Source organism: Mesorhizobium sp. M1428, assembly GCF_040317515.1.
Classification (GTDB): domain Bacteria; phylum Pseudomonadota; class Alphaproteobacteria; order Rhizobiales; family Rhizobiaceae; genus Mesorhizobium.
The window spans coordinates 1-16,885 of record NZ_JAMYKT010000050.1 but is presented as its reverse complement, the minus strand read 5'-3'; the positions used below and the strand labels follow the sequence as shown (position 1 = coordinate 16,885).

The following is a 16,885-nucleotide window of genomic DNA, read 5'->3' as shown; positions in this document are numbered from 1 at the left end:
CTCCACTCCAAAATATTCTAACTCTTACGCGGGCGCGCCCGCGCGCCCCCACCCCCCCCCGCTGGGGGGGGGCGGTTATGCCCGCCCCCACCTTTTTGTCCGAGCAACGGATTGCCAAACCGCTTTTGGACTTGGGGTCCGCTGGAATAACCGGAGACGATCATGTCGCGTATTGGAATCCATTCGTTCGTCTGGTCGGCGAGCTCGGCGCAGGGCGACCTCGAGCGGACGCTGGCCAACACCAGGGAAGCCGGCTTCGACCTGATCGAATTCTCCTATCTCGACCCCGCCAATGTCGACATTGACGGGTTGGCCAAGTGGATCGCCGATCTCGGCCTCAGCGTTGCGATCAGCATCGGACTGCCGGCCGACGGCGATATTTCGAGCGCCGACAAAACGATTGCCGCGCACGGCGTCGAAATCCTGAAACGTACGATCGCGCTGACCCGCGATCTCGGCGGCCGGAAGGTTGCCGGCATTCTCAGCACCAGCCACGGCTTGCAGAGCGAGGCGCCGACCCGCGACCAGTGGGACCGCAGCGCCGGCACGCTGGCCGAGGTGGCGGAGACGGCAAAATCAGCCGGCGTCACCCTCAACCTCGAGATCGTTAACCGCTTCGAAAGCAACCTGCTCAACACCGCAGCGCAAGGCATGGCCTTCATCGCAGACAGCGGCTCCGACAACATTTTCCTGCATCTCGACAGCTTCCACATGAACATCGAGGAGGCCGATGTCGGCTTGGCCATCCGCAACGCCGCAAGGAAAATCGGCTACGTCCATATCGGCGAGAGCCATCGCGGCTTCCTCGGCACCGGCAATATCGATTTCACCGCGATATTCGATGCGCTGACCGCCATCGGCTACAGCGACGACCTCAGCTTCGAATCCTTCTCGTCGGAAATCGTCGACGAGAACCTGTCGCGGAAAACCGCGATCTGGCGCAATCTGTGGACCGACAATATGGAGCTGGCCAAACATGCGCGCCGCTTCATTGCGCTCGGACTGGAGACGGCACGGCGCAAGGCCGAGCTTGTTTCCGCAACGCACCGGCCTTGAGCCCTCGCGTTCCGAAATCATTCTGGCTAGGCCAGAGGCGCTACATTAGACCGGTTCGTCGTTTCACGGAAACGCAGAACCGGTCTATCTCTCTGTTTTGACGCAATTCCGGACGGAAAACCGTTTCACACTTTTCCTGGAATTGCTCTAGCCGGCAAAACGCGGCCCAAGTTCCTCGATGCGGCGGATCATCGCCTGGAAATCCTCCGAGATGCGCTGGTGCAGGTGAACCGCCAGCTCCGGGTATTCCTCGAGGATGCGGCGGAACATCTTGCGGCTGAGCCGCAGCACTTCCGAATCGATTTCGGCGGAGGCGCTGGTCAGCCGGTTGGTGTCGGCGATCAGGGCCAGCTCGCTGAGCATGGTGCCGGGGCCGGCGGTGCCGATCGGGATGCGCTCGCCATTGTGCTCGCGGTAGAGGACGATGCGGCCGCTGACCACGATATAGGCCGACTCGGCCGCGTCGTCCTCCCGGTAAAGCTTGTGGCCGGCTTGCAGCATGGTGGTTTCGGCGCCGAAGGCGAGCAGACGCAGCTGTTCCTGCGTAAAGCCCTCGAAGAGCCCCACGGTGGACAGGATGCGGATGTCGTCATCCAGCGCCATCTAGCTATGTCCCCGAACCGTCAGTCCGACTCCTCCCCTACGAGGCCGATCCAAAACCACCTCCAGCCTCAGGACCGTACCCGAAAAGCGTCCCGCCCGGATCGCTTATTTGAATAATGAAATGTTTAAGGAACCAGCTTGTAGCCGCCGCTTTCTGTCACGAGAATTTCCGCGTTGGAAGGATCGCGCTCGATCTTCTGGCGCAGCCGGTAGACATGAGTTTCGAGGGTATGCGTGGTGACGCCGGAATTGTAGCCCCAGACTTCCTCCAGCAGCACGTCGCGGGTCACCACCTTCTGGTCGGCGCGGTAGAGATATTTGATGATCGAGGCTTCCTTTTCGGTCAGCCGCACCTTGGCGCCGCGCGGGTCGATCAGAAGCTTCTGGCTGGGCTTGAATGTGTAGGGGCCGACCGAGAAAGTGGCGTCCTCGCTCTGTTCGTGCTGGCGCAGTTGGGCGCGGATGCGGGCCAGCAGCACGGCAAAGCGGAACGGCTTCGTCACATAGTCGTTGGCGCCGGCCTCGAGGCCAAGGATCGTGTCGGAATCGGTGTCGTGGCCGGTCAGCATGATGATCGGCGCCTTGTAGCCGCCCTTGCGCAATATCTTCACCGCCTCGCGGCCATCCATGTCGGGGAGGCCGACATCCATGATGAGAAGGTCGATAAGCCCGCCGCGCGCCGTGGCGACGCCTTTGGCGGCGGTCGCTTCCTGCAGGACATCGAATTCCTCATAAAGCGACAATTGCTCGACAAGGGTGCCGCGCAGGTCGTCATCGTCGTCGACGATCAGAATGGTGCGTGAAGTCATGGATCAATCCGTTGTTTTGAAAAGAGATTTCAGTTGACCGCTGCCTGTTTATGCGGAAGCTGACCGGCACAACAGCCGTTCACAGTGATTTGTTCCGTGGCACAATCATACAAGAAAAAACAAGATCGCAATGCAGTCGGCGCAATTTTGCCGAAAGGGCTCACCGTGCTCACCGTGCGCGCGCGGCCTGGCCAGCCCAGCCAGGGCTTTCTGCAGGCCGGCAAACTGGTGTTTCCGTGTGCACTGGGGCATGGCGGCATCTCGGCCGGCAAGCGCGAGGGCGACGGCGCCACGCCGCTCGCCTCGATGCGGATATTGTCGGGATATTTTCGCGGCGACCGTTTTGCCGGCGGCCGCCGGACGCGGCTGGCGATGACGCCGATCGGCCGCGACCTCGGCTGGTGCGAGGTGCCTGGGGACCGCAACTACAACCGCCCGGTCAAAATCCCCTATGGCGCCAGCCATGAGCGGATGCTGCGCACCGACGATCTCTATGATGCCTGCCTGGTGCTGGACTGGAACATTGTGCCGCGCCGGCGCGGGCGCGGCAGCGCCATCTTCTTCCACCTGGCGCGCCCCGGCTTCACGCCGACGCAAGGCTGCGTCGCCGTAACAGCCCGCACCATGGCACGGCTGCTGCCGCTGCTGTCAGAGCGGACGGTGGTAAGGGTGGTGAGGTAAGGGGAATAAGGGAGTAGGGCAGTAAGGGGAATAAGGGAGTAGGGCAGTAAGGGAGTAAGGGAGTAGGGGAGTAAGAGTAGAGACAGGCGCGGGCGCGCCGCTTAGCTTTTTCCTACTCCCCTACTCCCCTACTCCCCTACTCCCCTACTCCCCTACTCCCCTACTCCCCTACTCCCCTACTCCCCTACTCCCCTACTCCTTTGCCATCCTATGTCGAGAAGACCGAGCCGGCCGAGTTCGCGGTCCATGGCGCGTGCGATGTCCTTGCGTTCGCCGCCGATGTCGCGCAGCTGGCGATCAGAGAGGTTCTCGACATTCTCGTAGGGAAGACTGATCGCGATTTTTGCATGCCGAAGCCAGTCAAGCACGGCGCGCAGCCAGGCCGGGCGGAGGACTACAGAACGCAAGGCGATGTCAGACATGGTGCAATCCGCTTCTCCGGACATCAAATCCGGTTTGATGTTTCTTCGATGCTCAGATCATGGCGGATTGAAATTCAAACGGGAAACGAGTAGTTTTTTCTGTATCTTCAAGTTTTGTTTGAGGATTGGAATGCTCGACCGAACCCTCCTCGTCTGGCATTGATGGCGCGCCTGCTGCCTGGAACCCGTGCGCTGCGGACGCTGGAGGCAGCGGCCCGGCACCTCAATTTCACCCGCGCCGCCGACGAGCTCGGCCTGACGCCGGCAGCGATCAGCCACCAGATCAAGGAAATTGAGGATCAGCTCGGCATCGTGCTGTTCACACGCACCAGCCGCACGATCCGGCTGACCGATGCGGGCGCGGTGCTGTTCGAAGCTTCGACCGACGCGCTCGACCTGCTTGGCCGGGCCGTCTCACGGGCGCAGAAGGCGGCGCGCGGATCGGCGCTGCTGAAGGTCACCCTCGACGCGCAATTCGCGACGAAGTGGCTGATGCGGCGCGTCGACGATTTTCGCAAGCAGCATCCGGCGATCGAGCTGCGTTTCGACATCAGCTACGAGGTGCGCGACTTCGATCGCGACGATGTCGATGTCGGCATCCGTTTCGGCACCGGCAAATATCCGGGGCTTCGCTCGCACCGGCTGTTCGAAAACGTCATCATTCCCGTCTGCAGCCCGGCCTTGTTGCGGTCGGGGCCGCCGCTTAAGGAGCCGCGCGACCTGTTCCATCATACGCTGGCCCATATCGAGTGGTCGCGCCAAGGCGTCACCTGGCCGAATTGGAGCATATGGATGGCGGCGGCGGGCGTCGACGATTTCGACGACAGCCGGACCATCGTGTTCGGCAATTCGACGGATGCCGTCCAGGCCGCGCTCGACGGCAACGCGGTAGCGCTCGCCGATTTCGCCATGGTGGCAAACGACCTGTCCGAGGGCCGGCTGATCCGGCCCTTCGAACTCGGCATCAAGGTCGCGCCCGAATTCGCCTATTTCCTGGTCTATCCGGAAAGTGCGGCGAATGATCCGCGCATTGCCGCCTTTCGCGATTGGCTTCTCGAGGAAATCGCCAGGACCCCGAGCTGACGTTCAGTCCGCCGCCGCGCCGAACCAGCCGATCACCGCGCCGATGAGAAGCAGCACGCCAAGCCAGTGACCAACATCGATGAGCGTCAGATCCCAGCCGAAACCTTCGTAGCGATGGTTGACCGAAAGCGTGGTGGCGACGAACCCCAGCCAGAGAACGAAGCCGAAGATCACCCCGGCAAGCAGGCTCGGTTCGCCGCCGGTCACGGCGCCGATGATCAGCGACATGACCAGCGCCATGACGAGCTCCGCGACGAAGGAGACGACGAAGGGCAGCATCGATTTGCTCATCGTCGCCGGATCAAGCTTGGCGGCCTTCAGCCACGGCTTGCTCAAGCCCATGTACCAGGCCGCGCCGAACAGCCACGCCACGACGGCGGCGACGATTACCGCCAGCCAATTGATTGCTGAAAAATCCATGGTTCCCTCCGGTCGATTGCGCGATGGAACGCCTGTTCGGCGATGCCGTCAAGCAAGACGCCAGACGGTGGTGCGCTTGACCTCGGCGTCCTCCAGCGCCCGCGTCACCGCCACTTCGTAGACGGCAAGCGGCTCCAGCCCCGCCTTCGGCAGATAGGAGCGGCCGGGATCGCCGACGAGGATGTCGCCGCCGCGCGCCTTCAGCGCGGCGAACCACGGCATCAGCCTGTCGGCGAAGGTTTTGTCGTAGAAGACGTCGCCGGCCAGCACCACGTCCCAGCCGGCATCGGTACCGATGCAGTCGCCGATGAGGAATTTTATCTCGACCCCATTGGCCTCGGCATTGAGGCGGATCGCTGTCGCGCAGAACGGGTCGATATCGGCGGCGATCACCTCCGCAGCGCCAGCTCTGGCCGCGGCAATCGCGACGAGGCCGGAGCCGGAGGCGAAGTCGAGCACGCGCCTGCCGCGCACCGTTGCCGGATTGTCGAGGATGTAGCGGGCAAGGCCTTGGCCGCCGGCCCAGGCAAAAGCCCAGAAGGGCGGCGGCAGGCCGATTTCGGTCAGCTCATCCTCTGTCCGCTGCCACAGTTCGTGCGCCTCGTCGGCCAGATGCAGGCGGATCTCCGGCACATGCGGCGGCGCCGTCAGCGCCGTGTTGTCGAGGATGAATTTCCTGGCGCTGTCCGGCGTCAGCGCCGTCATGGCGCCGGCGTCAGGCCGCCCATGCGGCAAACCTCTTGCCATTCGGCCGGCGTCACCGGCTGCACGGACAGCCGCCCGAGCCGCACCAGCGCCATGTCGGCCAGCTTTGGATTGGCCTTGGCCTGTTCCAGCGTCACCGGCTTCGGCATGTCCTTGAAGGCGCGGATATCGACGCACTCCCAGCGGGGATCGTCGGTGGTGCTGTCCTGATGGGCCAGAGCGCAGACCTCGGCGATGCCGACGATGTCGAGCCCGTCATTGGAATGGTAGAAAAAGCCGAGATCGCCGATCTGCATCGCCTTCATGTTGTTGCGCGCCGCATAATTGCGCACGCCGTCCCATTGCGTGCCGGCCTTGCCCTTGGCCTTGAGGTTCTCGAAGGAGAAGACCGAAGGTTCGGATTTGAACAGCCAGTAGTTCATTGTGTTGCTCCTCCTCAGGTGCCGCCGATTAGATGTCCGTCGGTTTGTTGAAGCTCCAGTTCCACTGCCGGATTTCGACGCTTTCGAACAGCCCTGCCTTGGTATAGGGATCGGCCGCCGACAGGGTCTTTGCCGCCGCCAGATCGGGCGCGTCGACAACGACGAGGCTGCCGTTCGGCTTGCCGTCTGCGTCGAGGAACGGGCCGGCGACGGCCAGTTTCTTGTCGCCGTTCAGCCCTTCCAAAAAGGCAATGTGCTCGGGCCGCGTATCGAGCCGCACCTGTAGGCTTCCTGGCTTGTCCTTGCAAATCAACGCAAACAGCATCTTTCCATCTCCGCAATCGTTCGGGATCACATGTCGGTTTCGGTTTTGAGCGGCCTGGTCATCAACGCCGTCACAGCCTGGTCTATGGTGACAGTGCCGTCCAGTATGGCGGCGACGGCGGCGATGATCGGCGCGTCGATCCGGCGCTCGCCGGCGATGCGGGCGGCGATTGCCGCCGTCGGCACGCCTTCGGCTAAAGGCAAGCCGGCAAGCGGCTTGCCTTGCCCCAGCGCCAGCCCATAGGCGAAATTGCGCGACTGCGCGGACGAGCAGGTGAGCAGCAGGTCGCCGAGGCCGGAAAGCCCCATCAGCGTCTCCGGCTTGGCGCCAAAGGCGGCGCCGATGCGGCGCAATTCGACGAAGCCGCGCGTCACCATCGCCGCCTGGGCGCTGGCGCCGAGCCGGGCGCCGGTGACGGCACCCGCGGCAATGGCAAAGACGTTCTTCAGCGCGCCGCCGATCTCGACGCCGATCAGATCGTCGCTCGAATAACAGCGCAGATTTTCCGCCGAGAAACGGGCGGCAAGGTCGGTGGCCAGAGCCTCGTCGCGGGCGGCGACCACCACGGCCGTCGGCAGGCCTTTGGCGACGTCAGTGGCAAAGCTTGGGCCGGACAAAGCGGCGACCGGATTTGCCGGCAGGATTTCCTCGGCAATGGACGACAGCAGCGCGCCGGTGTCGCGCTCGATGCCTTTGGCGCAGAGGACCAGCGGGACGCCTTTCGGCATATGGCTGGACGCGGCCGTCAGCATAATCCGCAACGATTGCGCCGGCGCCACTGCCAGAGCGCAGTCGGCGCCGTCGAGCGCGGCCTCGATGTCGCTCGTCGCCACGATGCCGGGATCGAGCGCGATGCCCGGCAGATAGCGCGGATTTTCGCCATGGTCGAGCGCCGCGACGGTCTCCGGGTCGCGCGCATAGAGGCGGACGAAATGACCGGCGCGCAGCATGGCCAGCGCCAGCGCCGTGCCCCAGGCGCCGCCGCCGAGCACGGCGACGCGCCAACCGCTTGGCGCCTTGTGCTCGCTGCCGGTCATGCCTTGGCCCCACGCCGGCCCGAGCCGACCATCGGGGCCGAGATGCTGTCCAGCGGCCAGCGCGAGCGTGGCACGAAATCGGCGGCGTTTTCGCCTGATATGCCGGCGCGCAGCCGCTCGATGCCGGCCCAGGCGATCATCGCCGCATTGTCGGTGCAGAGGTCAAGCGGCGGCGCGACGAAGCTGAACCCGGCCTGCCCGCACAGGCCCTGCAATGTCGCCTTGATCGTCCGATTGGCGGCGACGCCGCCGGCGACAACCAATGCAGGCTCGGCCTTGTCCGGGAATTGCTGACGGAACCTGGTCAGCGCCCGCGCAACGCGGTCGCCCAGCGCATCCGCTACCGCCGCCTGGAACGAGGCGCAGATATCGGCAACATCCTGGTCGCTCTGCGGGACAATCGCCGTTGCCGCCTGGCGCACCGCGGTCTTGAGGCCGGAGAAGGAAAAATCAGGCTGCGCCGAGCCCTTCATCGGGCGCGGAAAGGCAAAACGTGCCGCATCGCCATTTGCCGCCGCCTGCTCGACATTCGGTCCGCCCGGATAGGGCAGGCCGAGCATCTTGGCCGTCTTGTCGAAGGCCTCGCCAAGCGCGTCATCGATGGTCGTTGCCCAGCGCTGGTAGTCGCCGACGCCGCGCACGGCGACGATCTGCGTATGGCCGCCGGAGACCAGCAGCAAGAGGTAGGGAAAGTCGAGCCCGTCGGTCAATCTGGCCGTCAGCGCGTGGCCTTCGAGATGGTTGATGGCGATCAGCGGTTTTTTGGCTGCCGCGGCGATGGCTTTTGCCGTCATCAGGCCGACGATCAGCCCGCCGACAAGACCGGGACCGGCGGTGGCGGCAATCGCGTCGATGTCGGCGAGTTCGACGCCGGAATCGGCCAGCGCTGCCTCGATGATGCTGTCGAGCGCCTCGACATGGGCGCGCGCGGCGATCTCCGGCACGACGCCGCCGAAAGCAGCATGCTCCTCGATCTGGCTGAGCACGATGTTCGACAGGATTTGCGGCGTGCTGCGACCGTCCAGCGCCACAACGCTGGCGGCGGTCTCGTCGCAACTCGTCTCGATGCCCAGAACGCGGATCAATTCGTCGCTGTCCTCGATGATTGTGCAACCGGCCTTTCCCCGATAGGAGAAAGCCGGAAAACGGCCTCGATCTGCCGGGGGTTATCACGGACGGCGCGTCATGCAAACAACCTTGAAAATCGGAACACGCGGCAGCCCGCTGGCGCTGGCGCAGGCGCATGAAACGCAGGCGCGGCTGATGGCGGCGCATGGCATGCCGGCGGAAGCTTTCGAGGTGGTCGTCATCTCGACCAGCGGCGACCGCATCCAGGACCGGCCGCTGTCGGAAGCCGGCGGCAAGGGCCTGTTCACAAAAGAGATCGAGGAGGCGCTGCTGGCGCGCCGCATCGACATCGCCGTGCATTCGTCGAAGGACATGCCGACGCTGTTGCCCGAAGGGCTGGAACTGTCCGCCTTCCTGCCGCGCGAGGACGCGCGCGATGCCTTCATCGGCAAGGCGGCGCGAACGATTGCCGGCCTGCCGCAAGGCGCCAGGGTCGGCTCGTCGTCGCTGCGGCGCCAGGCGCTGATCCGGCGGATGCGGCCGGACATCGACGTCGTGATGTTCCGCGGCAATGTGCAGACGCGGCTGCGCAAGCTTGACGAGGGCATCGCCGACGGCACCATCCTCGCCTATGCCGGGCTGAAGCGGCTCGGGCTCGAAGATGTCGTCACCGACCTGATGCCGCTCGAGGTCTTTCCGCCGGCGCCGGGGCAAGGCGCGATCTGCATCGAAAGCCGCATCGGCGACCGCGACGTGGAACAGATGCTGGTAGCGATCCACGACGGGCTGACCGGCGAGGCGCTGGCCTGCGAGCGTGCCTTCCTGGCGGCGCTCGACGGCTCCTGCCGCACGCCGATCGCCGGCCATGCGACGATATCGGGCGGAACGGTTTCCTTTGCCGGGCTGATCATCTCGCCCGATGGCACGCAGTCGCATGAGGTCAGGCTGCAAGGGCCGGCGCAGGAGGCGGCGCGCATCGGCGCGGAAGCCGCCGCGACCGTTCGGGCCAAGGCCGGCGAAACATTCTTCGACGGCTGGACCTGACATGCTCCGCGTCCTGGTGACGAGACCCGAACCGGGCGCCTTGCGCACGGCGCGCCGCCTTGCGGATGCCGGCTTTCAGCCGATCCTCCTGCCATTGACCGAAACCGTGGCGCTGCCGGTCGACGCCGGCGCGCTCGCTGACGCCGCGGCGTCGGTCGCGGTCACCAGTGCCAATGCCGTTCGCCATGCGCCGAAAGAGGTCATCGCTGCACTCGTCGGCTTGCCCTGCCACGCCGTCGGCAGGAAGACGGCGGAAGCCGCCCGCGCGGCCGGGTTTCTGTCGGTCAGCGAAGGCCCGGAGAATGCCGAGGCGCTGGCCGATGCGCTTGCTGGCGGTTACGCGGGGCAGACGATCGTCTATCTCTGCGGGCGGGTGCGCTTTCCGGGCTTCGAAGAGCGGCTGTTGGCGTTGGGCGTTCAGGTCCGCGCCGTCGAGACCTACGACACCGTTGCGCTGGATTACTCCAACGAGGCCGTTCTTGCGCGCCTGTCCGCCCGGCCGGTCGAGGCGGTGCTGCTCTATTCGGCCAAGGCGGCCATGGCGATGCAGGCCCTGGCTGGCCGGCCGGCGCTGCGTGGCCTTTTTCAGGACACGCGCTTTTTCGCCTTGTCGGGGCGCATCGCCGCGGCCCTGGGCGATGTCGCCGGGATCCGGATTGCGCCTGAGCCCAGCGAAGATGCCTTGCTGGGGCTTTTGCAGGCGTCGTGCTGACTGGCATCCGCCTGTTCCGGACGTTGGCATACCTCCTGCCGGCATCCTCAATTTATTCCGCAGCAGGCGCTGTCGGCGAAGCTGCGGATCTCCCCCCTTGCGGGGGAGATGCCCGGCAGGGCAGAGGGGGGTGCTGTCCCTCCGACCTGTCAGCCAATCGAGCCCTCCATCCCGGTTCGGGATGGGTTTAAGTCGACGTTGGTGCTCTGTCACACCCCCCTCTGGCCTGCCAGCCATCTCCCCCGCAAGGGGGGAGATCGGCAGCTTGGCGGGCAGCGCCAACATGGACGATCGCCCTCGAGCCACATTTTGTTCTTGCTTTGTGCCGGCAGCTATGCTAGAAAATCACCTATGGTGCTGATTCGCCCCAACGACCCGCCGCCGAGGCGGGTTTTTTGTTTCTGGCCCCGCATGGCATTTCCCAAAACCGCTGCGGCGTTTTGCCAAAACTGAACTCCAAGCCGCGGCGTCATCACGCCGCCCCTTTTCACCGCTTGGTGATGTGCTAGACCCTTCAAACCATCCCGAAGCGAATTTTGCGGAGCCCGAGCATGGTCAAGACGCCGAAGATGCGGCATTCCAAGAGCCGCCGTGAGCCGGTGACCATCGAGCTTGAGCCCGGCGCCGTCTCGCGACTCGCCGACCAACAGGATGCCAGCACGCAGCAGCCAGCCGCGGCGCAGACCGACGAGGCGCGGGCCGAGGAAGCGGCGAACGCCTCGCAGCCGGAGCCGCCTGAAGAGCCGGTGCATGCCGACCAGACCGATCTCGAGCCATGGGAACATGCCGATGCAGCCGCGCCGGCCGGCACGCGAGAGCCGGCGGATGCCGGCGCCGATTCTACCAGGGAAACGGAAACCCCTTACCCCGCCGGTTCGGATGCGCCGGCCGGTCGCTCCACGGTTTCAGACTACAGTTTCGACGATGCATCCAGCCCAACAGGAGCCAACGAACCGGGCATCGCAGGCTCCGGCGAGAAGACAGCTGAGACGAGGGACGACTATATGGCAGCGCAGCCGAAGCGGAGCGGCATCAACGGCATCGCCGCCGGTATTATCGGCGGCGTCATCGCGCTCGCCGCGGCCGGCGGGCTGCAATTTGCCGGCCTGCTCGGTGCGCCGGGGTCGGGCGGCGTGTCGCTCGACGCGGTCAATGGTGAGATCGTTTCGCTGAAGCGCGAGGTCGCGGACCTCAGACAGGCCGGCGCCAACAATGATGCATCGGCCAAGGTGGACGGGCTGTCGTCGGCGCTGGACCAGGTCAGGGCGGACGTTGCGGCGCTGAAGTCGGCGGTCGAGCAAAGTGGCGCCGGCGACAATGCCGGGGTGACAGCACTTGGCGACAAGGTCCGGCAGATCGAGACGGCGGTCGCGGCCCTCGGCAAGGCCGGCGGCACGGCGCCCGTCGATCTCGGCCCGCTCAACGAAAGGCTGGCCGCGCTCGACGCGCTGGTGAAATCCGCCGGCGACACGGCAAAGGCGCAGGAAGGCCGGCTTGCGGCCCTGGAACAGTCGGTTTCACAGCTCTCGGGCAAGGTCGATGCACAGGCTTCCCAGCCGAAGATCGCGCTGGCCATTGCCGCCTCGGCGCTCAAGGCAGCGCTCGACCGTGGTGCGCCGTTCGCCGCCGAGCTCGAAACCTTTGCCGCGATCGCACCCCATGCACCCGAGATCGCGACGCTGCGCGCCTATGCCGAAAAGGGCGTCCCGACGCGGGCCGAGATCGCCGCCGACGCGGACGCCGCCGCCAACTCCATGGTCGCTGCCGCGACGCCCGTCGACCAGAATGCCGGCATCCTGCAAAAGCTGCTGTCGAGCGCCGAATCGCTGGTCAAGGTCAGGCCGATCGGCGCCGTCGAAGGCACCGGCGTTCCGGAAACCGTCGCCCGCATGGAGGTCGCGGTCAATCAGGGCGACTACGCCAAGGCGCTCAGCGAATACGAAACCCTGCCTGACGCGGCCAAGGCCGCCGGCGCCGACTTTGCCGGCAAGCTGAAAGCGCGGATGGAGGTCGAGATGCAGATCGAGTCGCTCATCGCCGGCGCGATGAAGGCGTGAGGAACCAAATGATCCGCATCCTCGCCTTCCTCGCCGTCGTCTTTGCGCTCGGGCTCGGCTTCGCTTGGCTGGCCGACCGGCCGGGTGAAATGCTCGTCACCTTCAACGGCTATCAATACCAGGTCAGCCTGATGGTCGCGGCGGTTGCGGTCGTCGCCGTGGTTGCCGCGGTGATGATCGTCTGGTGGCTGGTCAAGGCGCTGTGGAACAGCCCCTATACGATCTCGCGCTATTTCCGCGTGCGTCGCCGCGACCGCGGCTACCAGGCGCTGTCGACCGGCATGATCGCGGCCGGTGCCGGTGATGGCGCGCTCGCCCGCAAGAAGACCAAGGAGGCGGCAAAGCTGATCCGTTCCGACCAGGAGCCGCTGATCCAGTTGCTCGACGCGCAGGCCTCGCTGCTCGAAGGCGACCATGAGGGCGCCCGTGAAAAATTCGAGACCATGCTCGACGATCCCGAAATGCGGCTGCTCGGCCTGCGCGGGCTTTACCTCGAGGCCGAGCGGCTCGGCGACCGCAATGCAGCCCGCCACTATGCCGGCCGCGCGGCGGCGGTGGCGCCGCAACTGGCCTGGGCGGCCGAATCGACGCTGGAAGACCTGACCGGCCGTGGCGATTGGGACGGTGCGCTGAAACTGGTCGACGCCCAGAAGTCGACCCGGCAGATCGAGCGCGATGCGGCCAACCGGCGCCGCGCCGTGCTGCTTACCGCCAAGGCGCAGGCGCTGATCGACGGCGATACCAATGCCGCTCGGACGGCGGCGCTCGAAGCCAACCGGCTGCGGCCGGATTTCGCGCCGGCTGCGGTCGTCGCGGCGAAATTGCTTTTTCGGCAGAACGACGTGCGCAAGGGCTCGAAAATCCTCGAGGCCGCGTGGAAGGCCGAGCCGCATCCCGAGATCGCCGAGCTCTATACCCATGCCAGGCCGGGCGATGCCGTGCTCGACCGGCTGAACCGGGCAAAGAAGCTGCAGGAGCTGAAGAAGAACCATGCCGAGTCCTCGCTTGCCGTGGCGCGCGCCGCGCTCGATGCGCAGGATTTTTCAACCGCCCGTCGCGAGGCGGAAGCCGCCATCCGAATGGATCGCAGCGAAGGCGCCTATCTGCTGCTCGCCGATATCGAGGAGGCCGAAACCGGCGACCAGGGCAAGGTGCGGCAGTTGCTGTCGAAGGCGGTGAGGGCGCCGCGCGACCCGGCCTGGGTCGCCGACGGCGTCGTCTCCGAACGCTGGGCTCCGGTATCGCCGATCACCGGCAGGCTCGACGCATTCGAATGGCGGGCGCCGATGGAGCGGCTCGGGCAGTTGATCGACAGCCATGAAGAGACGCCGGAGGCACCGGTGCCGGCCATCGGGGCTCCAGCCAAGCCGGTACAGGAAACAGCCGAGGCGATCGAGCCCACAGCGGTTGCTGCCGAGACGCCGAGCGCGGCGACCGAGGAGAAGACGGAAGACCGTGCCGGCGAGGATCATGTGACACCGGTCACCGCGGCGGCGTTTGCCGCGGTGCCGGAAGATGCCGAGGCCGTCGAGCCGGCGCAGGAGTTGACGCGGCTGCCCGACGATCCCGGCGTCGATCCCGACGACGCGGCGAATAAATCGACGCGCCGGTTTCGTTTGTTCTGATCAGGGTCGAGTGGACCCGGGCTTATTGGGAATGATTTGATGTTCGAACGCGTTCTGTCGTTTCTAAGGGACCTGCCGTCCGGTGGTGGCGCCACCCCCAGCGCCGACGATCCGCGCATTGCCGCGTCCGCCCTGCTTTTCCACGTGATGAACGCCGACGGGGTGCGCCAGGATACCGAATGGGAGCGGTTCAAGAAGGTGCTGGCGGAAAGCTACTCGATCAGCGGCGACGAACTCGATGCGTTGGCGGCTGCCGGCGAGCGGGCCGACAATGAGGCGATCGACCTCTACGCCTTTACCAGCGTGCTCAAGCGCCATCTCGATGCCGAGGCGCGAAAGGCCTTCATCGGCCTGATGTGGGAGATCGTCTATGCCGATGGCGAGTTGCACGAACTCGAGGACAATACCGTCTGGCGGGTCGCCGAGCTGATCGGCGTCGAACGTCGCGACCGTGTCGAGGCGCGCCTCAAGGCGGCCGCCGCGGCTCCTGGTGCTGCCGGAACGTCAAGCGACGAATAGACAGGATCCCGCCTTCCAATGCCGCCCAAGCCAAGTCCGAGACCAAAGATCCTGATCGTGCTGCATCAGGAGCATTCGAGCCCCGGGCGGGTCGGCCATATGCTTATCGAGGAAGGCTTCGATCTCGACATCCGCCGCCCGCCGCTCGGCGAGGCCTTGCCGCAGACGCTGGATGGCCATGCCGGCGCCGTGGTGTTTGGCGGGCCGATGAGCGCCAATGACGGCGACGAGTTCGTCCGCCGCGAGACCGACTGGCTTAAAATTCCGCTCAACGAGAACCGGCCGCTGCTGGGCATCTGCCTCGGCGCGCAAATGCTGGTCAAGCATCTTGGCGGCAGGGTCGAGGGTCATGGCGAGGGTCTCGTCGAGATCGGCTGGTATCCGCTGAAGGCGACCGAAGCGGGCAGCAGGCTGATGCATTGGCCGGAGATGGTTTATCAGTTCCATCGCGAGGGCTTTTCGCTGCCGAAGGACGCGACACTTTTGGCGACGGCCGAAACCTATCCCAACCAGGCCTTCCGTTATGGCGACAATGCCTGGGGCATCCAGTTCCATGGCGAATTGACCCGGGCGATGATGCAGCGCTGGGTGGTGCGCGGCGCTCACCGCTTCGAACTGCCCGGCGCCCAGCCCGGCCGCGACCATCTCGGCGGCCGGCTGATCTGGGACATGCACCTCAAGCGCTGGCTCGGCGAGTTCCTGCCGATGATTTTTGGCAAGCCGGCGCTGCGGTAATCAGTTTCGCCCCCTGAGATGACGCACCTTGCGCAGCTGCGGGAACAGCACTGCCCATAGGCCGGCGACAGCGATCGCCCCGATGCCGCCGACCACCACGGCCGGAACCGTGCCGATCAACGCGGCCATGGTGCCGGCGCGGAATTCGCCGAGCTCGTTGGAGGCGCCGACAAACACCTGGTTGACGGCGTTGACGCGGCCGCGAACGTCGTCCGGCGTCCACAGCTGGATCAGCGTCTCGCGGATATAGACGCTGAACATGTCGGTGGCGCCGAGCAGCGCAAGGGCTACAATCGACAGCCAGGTGATGGTCGAGAGGCCGAACAGGACGGTGAACGCGCCGAACAGCGCGACGAAGCCGAGCATGACAAGGCCGGCATGGTTGCGGATCGGGTGTCCGGCCAGCCAGATGGCGACGCAGATGGCGCCGACGCCGGGCGCCGAGCGCAACAGACCGAGCCCCCATGGGCCGAGTTCGAGGATGTCGCGCGCATAGACCGGCAGCAGCGCCGAGGCGCCGGACAGGAGCACGGCGAACAGATCGAGCGAAATGGCACCGAGCACGATCTTTTCGCTCCAGATATAGCCGAAGCCGGCGAACAGGGTCTGTACCGTCGGCCTGTCGGTCCGGCTGCGCTGGGCGGGCTTCGGGATGGTGAAGATCAGCACGGAGGCAATGAGCATCAGCACGGCCGCGGTGGTGTAGGCGGCTTCGGCCGAAAGCCCGTAGAGCAGGCCGCCGGCCACCGGCCCGACGATGGTCGCCGTCTGCCAGGCGGACGAGTTCCAGGCGATGGCGTTGGCGAAATCCTCGGGCGGCACCAGATTGGCGAACAATGATGAGGAGGCCGGCCCGAAGAAGGCGCGCGCGATGCCGAACATGGCGAGCACGATGAAGACCGGCATCGGCCCGGAGAGGCCGCGCAGCGTCAACAGCAGCAGGGCCAAGGCGCAGCCCGCCTCGACCAGCACCGCCAGCGCCATGATCAGGCGGCGTCCAAAACGGTCGGCAACGTCGCCGGTGACCAGCACCAGCAGCAGCGAAGGCAGGAACTGGACGATGCCGACAAGCCCGAGGTCGAACGGGTCGCGGGTGAGATCGTAGATCTGCCAGCCGACGGCGACCGACACGATCTGGGTGGAGAATGTCGAGAGGAAGCGCGCCGCCCAATAGCTCAGGAACGGCCGGTGGCGAAAGGCGGCATAGCGCTGGTCGGACGGTACTTGGGATTCTGTGGTCATGGATCAGGCCCCGTGGCGGCGATGTCGGCCGGCGGGGCACTTCCACGATGGGCGCTGGTCCGGCCAAAAAAGCCTTTAGCGCAGTTCGGCGCAGGGTGCGCGCAAAAATCCAGCCTGGATCAACCAATTTCGTTCTGGCGAAGGGAGGCAGGCTGATCGAAGGCGGTTTCCATCGCCCTGCCAATCTTGGGTGTTTGCGCTGCCCCTCACCCTTACCCTCTCCCCGTGAAGGACGGCTATCGGATTCACACATTTTGCAGATTGAGTTTGGTTCCGTACTTGATGGCGTGGAATTCGGCGAGGCCGATGCGCATGACCTT

General features: G+C 65.4%; 20 protein-coding genes. 10 read left to right on the top strand and 10 right to left on the bottom strand.

Annotation, left to right across the window (positions count from 1 at the left end; genetic code table 11):
• Positions 1 to 162 precede the first annotated feature (162 nt).
• Complete coding sequence (locus NKG60_RS31555) at positions 163 to 1,056, top strand: sugar phosphate isomerase/epimerase family protein (RefSeq protein WP_352671369.1); 894 nt, start codon at positions 163 to 165, stop codon at positions 1,054 to 1,056.
• A gap of 147 nt (positions 1,057 to 1,203) precedes the next feature.
• On the opposite strand, the gene NKG60_RS31550 is transcribed toward NKG60_RS31555, so the two are convergent.
• Complete coding sequence (locus NKG60_RS31550) at positions 1,204 to 1,659, bottom strand: Crp/Fnr family transcriptional regulator (RefSeq protein ID WP_352671371.1); 456 nt, start codon at positions 1,657 to 1,659, stop codon at positions 1,204 to 1,206.
• Positions 1,660 to 1,784: 125 nt separating this feature from the next.
• Complete coding sequence (locus NKG60_RS31545; RefSeq protein ID WP_023680479.1) at positions 1,785 to 2,468, bottom strand: response regulator transcription factor; 684 nt, start codon at positions 2,466 to 2,468, stop codon at positions 1,785 to 1,787.
• A 144-nt stretch (positions 2,469 to 2,612) separates the two neighbouring features.
• Here NKG60_RS31545 and NKG60_RS31540 point away from each other — a divergent pair, with 144 nt between their 5' ends.
• Positions 2,613 to 3,149, top strand: a complete 537-nt coding sequence (locus NKG60_RS31540) for a L,D-transpeptidase family protein (protein WP_245274862.1) — start codon at positions 2,613 to 2,615, stop codon at positions 3,147 to 3,149.
• 176 nt (positions 3,150 to 3,325) lie between these two features.
• Here the strand turns inward: NKG60_RS31540 and NKG60_RS31535 are convergent, their stop codons facing one another.
• Positions 3,326 to 3,571, bottom strand: a complete 246-nt coding sequence (locus tag NKG60_RS31535; RefSeq protein ID WP_352671374.1) for a hypothetical protein — start codon at positions 3,569 to 3,571, stop codon at positions 3,326 to 3,328.
• A 162-nt stretch (positions 3,572 to 3,733) separates the two neighbouring features.
• Here NKG60_RS31535 and gcvA point away from each other — a divergent pair, with 162 nt between their 5' ends.
• The gene (gene gcvA / locus NKG60_RS31530; RefSeq protein ID WP_352671376.1) at positions 3,734 to 4,654 is read left to right on the top strand and encodes a transcriptional regulator GcvA; all 921 of its coding nucleotides are present in this window, start codon (positions 3,734 to 3,736) and stop codon (positions 4,652 to 4,654) included.
• 3 nt (positions 4,655 to 4,657) lie between these two features.
• Here gcvA and NKG60_RS31525 read toward each other — a convergent pair whose 3' ends face one another.
• The 6 genes from NKG60_RS31525 to tsaD are packed head-to-tail and all read right to left on the bottom strand — an operon-like array spanning position 4,658 to position 8,645.
• The gene (locus tag NKG60_RS31525) at positions 4,658 to 5,074 is read right to left on the bottom strand and encodes a DUF1761 domain-containing protein (protein ID WP_352671378.1); all 417 of its coding nucleotides are present in this window, start codon (positions 5,072 to 5,074) and stop codon (positions 4,658 to 4,660) included.
• A gap of 48 nt (positions 5,075 to 5,122) precedes the next feature.
• Positions 5,123 to 5,779: a class I SAM-dependent methyltransferase gene (locus NKG60_RS31520; RefSeq protein WP_352671408.1), complete on the bottom strand. Its 657-nt coding sequence runs from the start codon at positions 5,777 to 5,779 to the stop codon at positions 5,123 to 5,125.
• Complete coding sequence (locus tag NKG60_RS31515) at positions 5,776 to 6,201, bottom strand: EVE domain-containing protein (protein WP_352671381.1); 426 nt, start codon at positions 6,199 to 6,201, stop codon at positions 5,776 to 5,778. The genes NKG60_RS31520 and NKG60_RS31515 overlap by 4 nt, the downstream gene beginning before the upstream one ends.
• Before the next feature lie 28 nt (positions 6,202 to 6,229).
• Positions 6,230 to 6,526 carry a YciI-like protein gene (locus NKG60_RS31510; protein ID WP_352671384.1) on the bottom strand — a complete coding sequence of 99 codons (297 nt, stop codon included), beginning with the start codon at positions 6,524 to 6,526 and terminating at the stop codon, positions 6,230 to 6,232.
• Between the two features lie 26 nt (positions 6,527 to 6,552).
• Entirely contained in the window at positions 6,553 to 7,563 is a 1,011-nt protein-coding gene (locus NKG60_RS31505) for an NAD(P)H-dependent glycerol-3-phosphate dehydrogenase (protein WP_352671386.1), read from the bottom strand.
• Positions 7,560 to 8,645, bottom strand: coding sequence for a tRNA (adenosine(37)-N6)-threonylcarbamoyltransferase complex transferase subunit TsaD (gene tsaD, locus NKG60_RS31500; RefSeq protein WP_352976638.1), 1,086 nt, complete (start codon positions 8,643 to 8,645; stop codon positions 7,560 to 7,562). Before tsaD ends, NKG60_RS31505 begins: the two co-directional genes overlap by 4 nt.
• A 103-nt stretch (positions 8,646 to 8,748) precedes the next feature.
• Here tsaD and hemC point away from each other — a divergent pair, with 103 nt between their 5' ends.
• From hemC to NKG60_RS31470, 6 genes are all read left to right on the top strand, one after another.
• Positions 8,749 to 9,675 carry a hydroxymethylbilane synthase gene (gene hemC / locus NKG60_RS31495; RefSeq protein WP_352671388.1) on the top strand — a complete coding sequence of 309 codons (927 nt, stop codon included), beginning with the start codon at positions 8,749 to 8,751 and terminating at the stop codon, positions 9,673 to 9,675.
• Between the two features lies 1 nt (position 9,676).
• On the top strand, positions 9,677 to 10,387 hold the full coding sequence (locus NKG60_RS31490; RefSeq protein WP_352671391.1) for a uroporphyrinogen-III synthase: 711 nt from the start codon (positions 9,677 to 9,679) through the stop codon (positions 10,385 to 10,387).
• A gap of 551 nt (positions 10,388 to 10,938) precedes the next feature.
• Positions 10,939 to 12,444, top strand: a complete 1,506-nt coding sequence (locus NKG60_RS31485; protein WP_352671394.1) for a COG4223 family protein — start codon at positions 10,939 to 10,941, stop codon at positions 12,442 to 12,444.
• An 8-nt stretch (positions 12,445 to 12,452) separates the two neighbouring features.
• On the top strand, positions 12,453 to 14,069 hold the full coding sequence (locus tag NKG60_RS31480; RefSeq protein WP_352671396.1) for a heme biosynthesis protein HemY: 1,617 nt from the start codon (positions 12,453 to 12,455) through the stop codon (positions 14,067 to 14,069).
• A gap of 39 nt (positions 14,070 to 14,108) precedes the next feature.
• Positions 14,109 to 14,588 (top strand): tellurite resistance TerB family protein, encoded by a 480-nt coding sequence (locus NKG60_RS31475; protein ID WP_352671399.1) that lies wholly within the window; start codon positions 14,109 to 14,111, stop codon positions 14,586 to 14,588.
• Positions 14,589 to 14,606: 18 nt separating this feature from the next.
• Positions 14,607 to 15,323 carry a glutamine amidotransferase gene (locus NKG60_RS31470; RefSeq protein WP_292657163.1) on the top strand — a complete coding sequence of 239 codons (717 nt, stop codon included), beginning with the start codon at positions 14,607 to 14,609 and terminating at the stop codon, positions 15,321 to 15,323.
• Here NKG60_RS31470 and NKG60_RS31465 read toward each other — a convergent pair whose 3' ends face one another.
• Positions 15,324 to 16,565 carry an MFS transporter gene (locus NKG60_RS31465; protein WP_352671402.1) on the bottom strand — a complete coding sequence of 414 codons (1,242 nt, stop codon included), beginning with the start codon at positions 16,563 to 16,565 and terminating at the stop codon, positions 15,324 to 15,326.
• 47 nt (positions 16,566 to 16,612) lie between these two features.
• On the opposite strand from NKG60_RS31465, the gene NKG60_RS31460 reads away from it, so the two are divergent.
• On the top strand, positions 16,613 to 16,885 hold a 273-nt coding region (locus NKG60_RS31460; RefSeq protein WP_352671405.1), incomplete at its 3' end, for a hypothetical protein.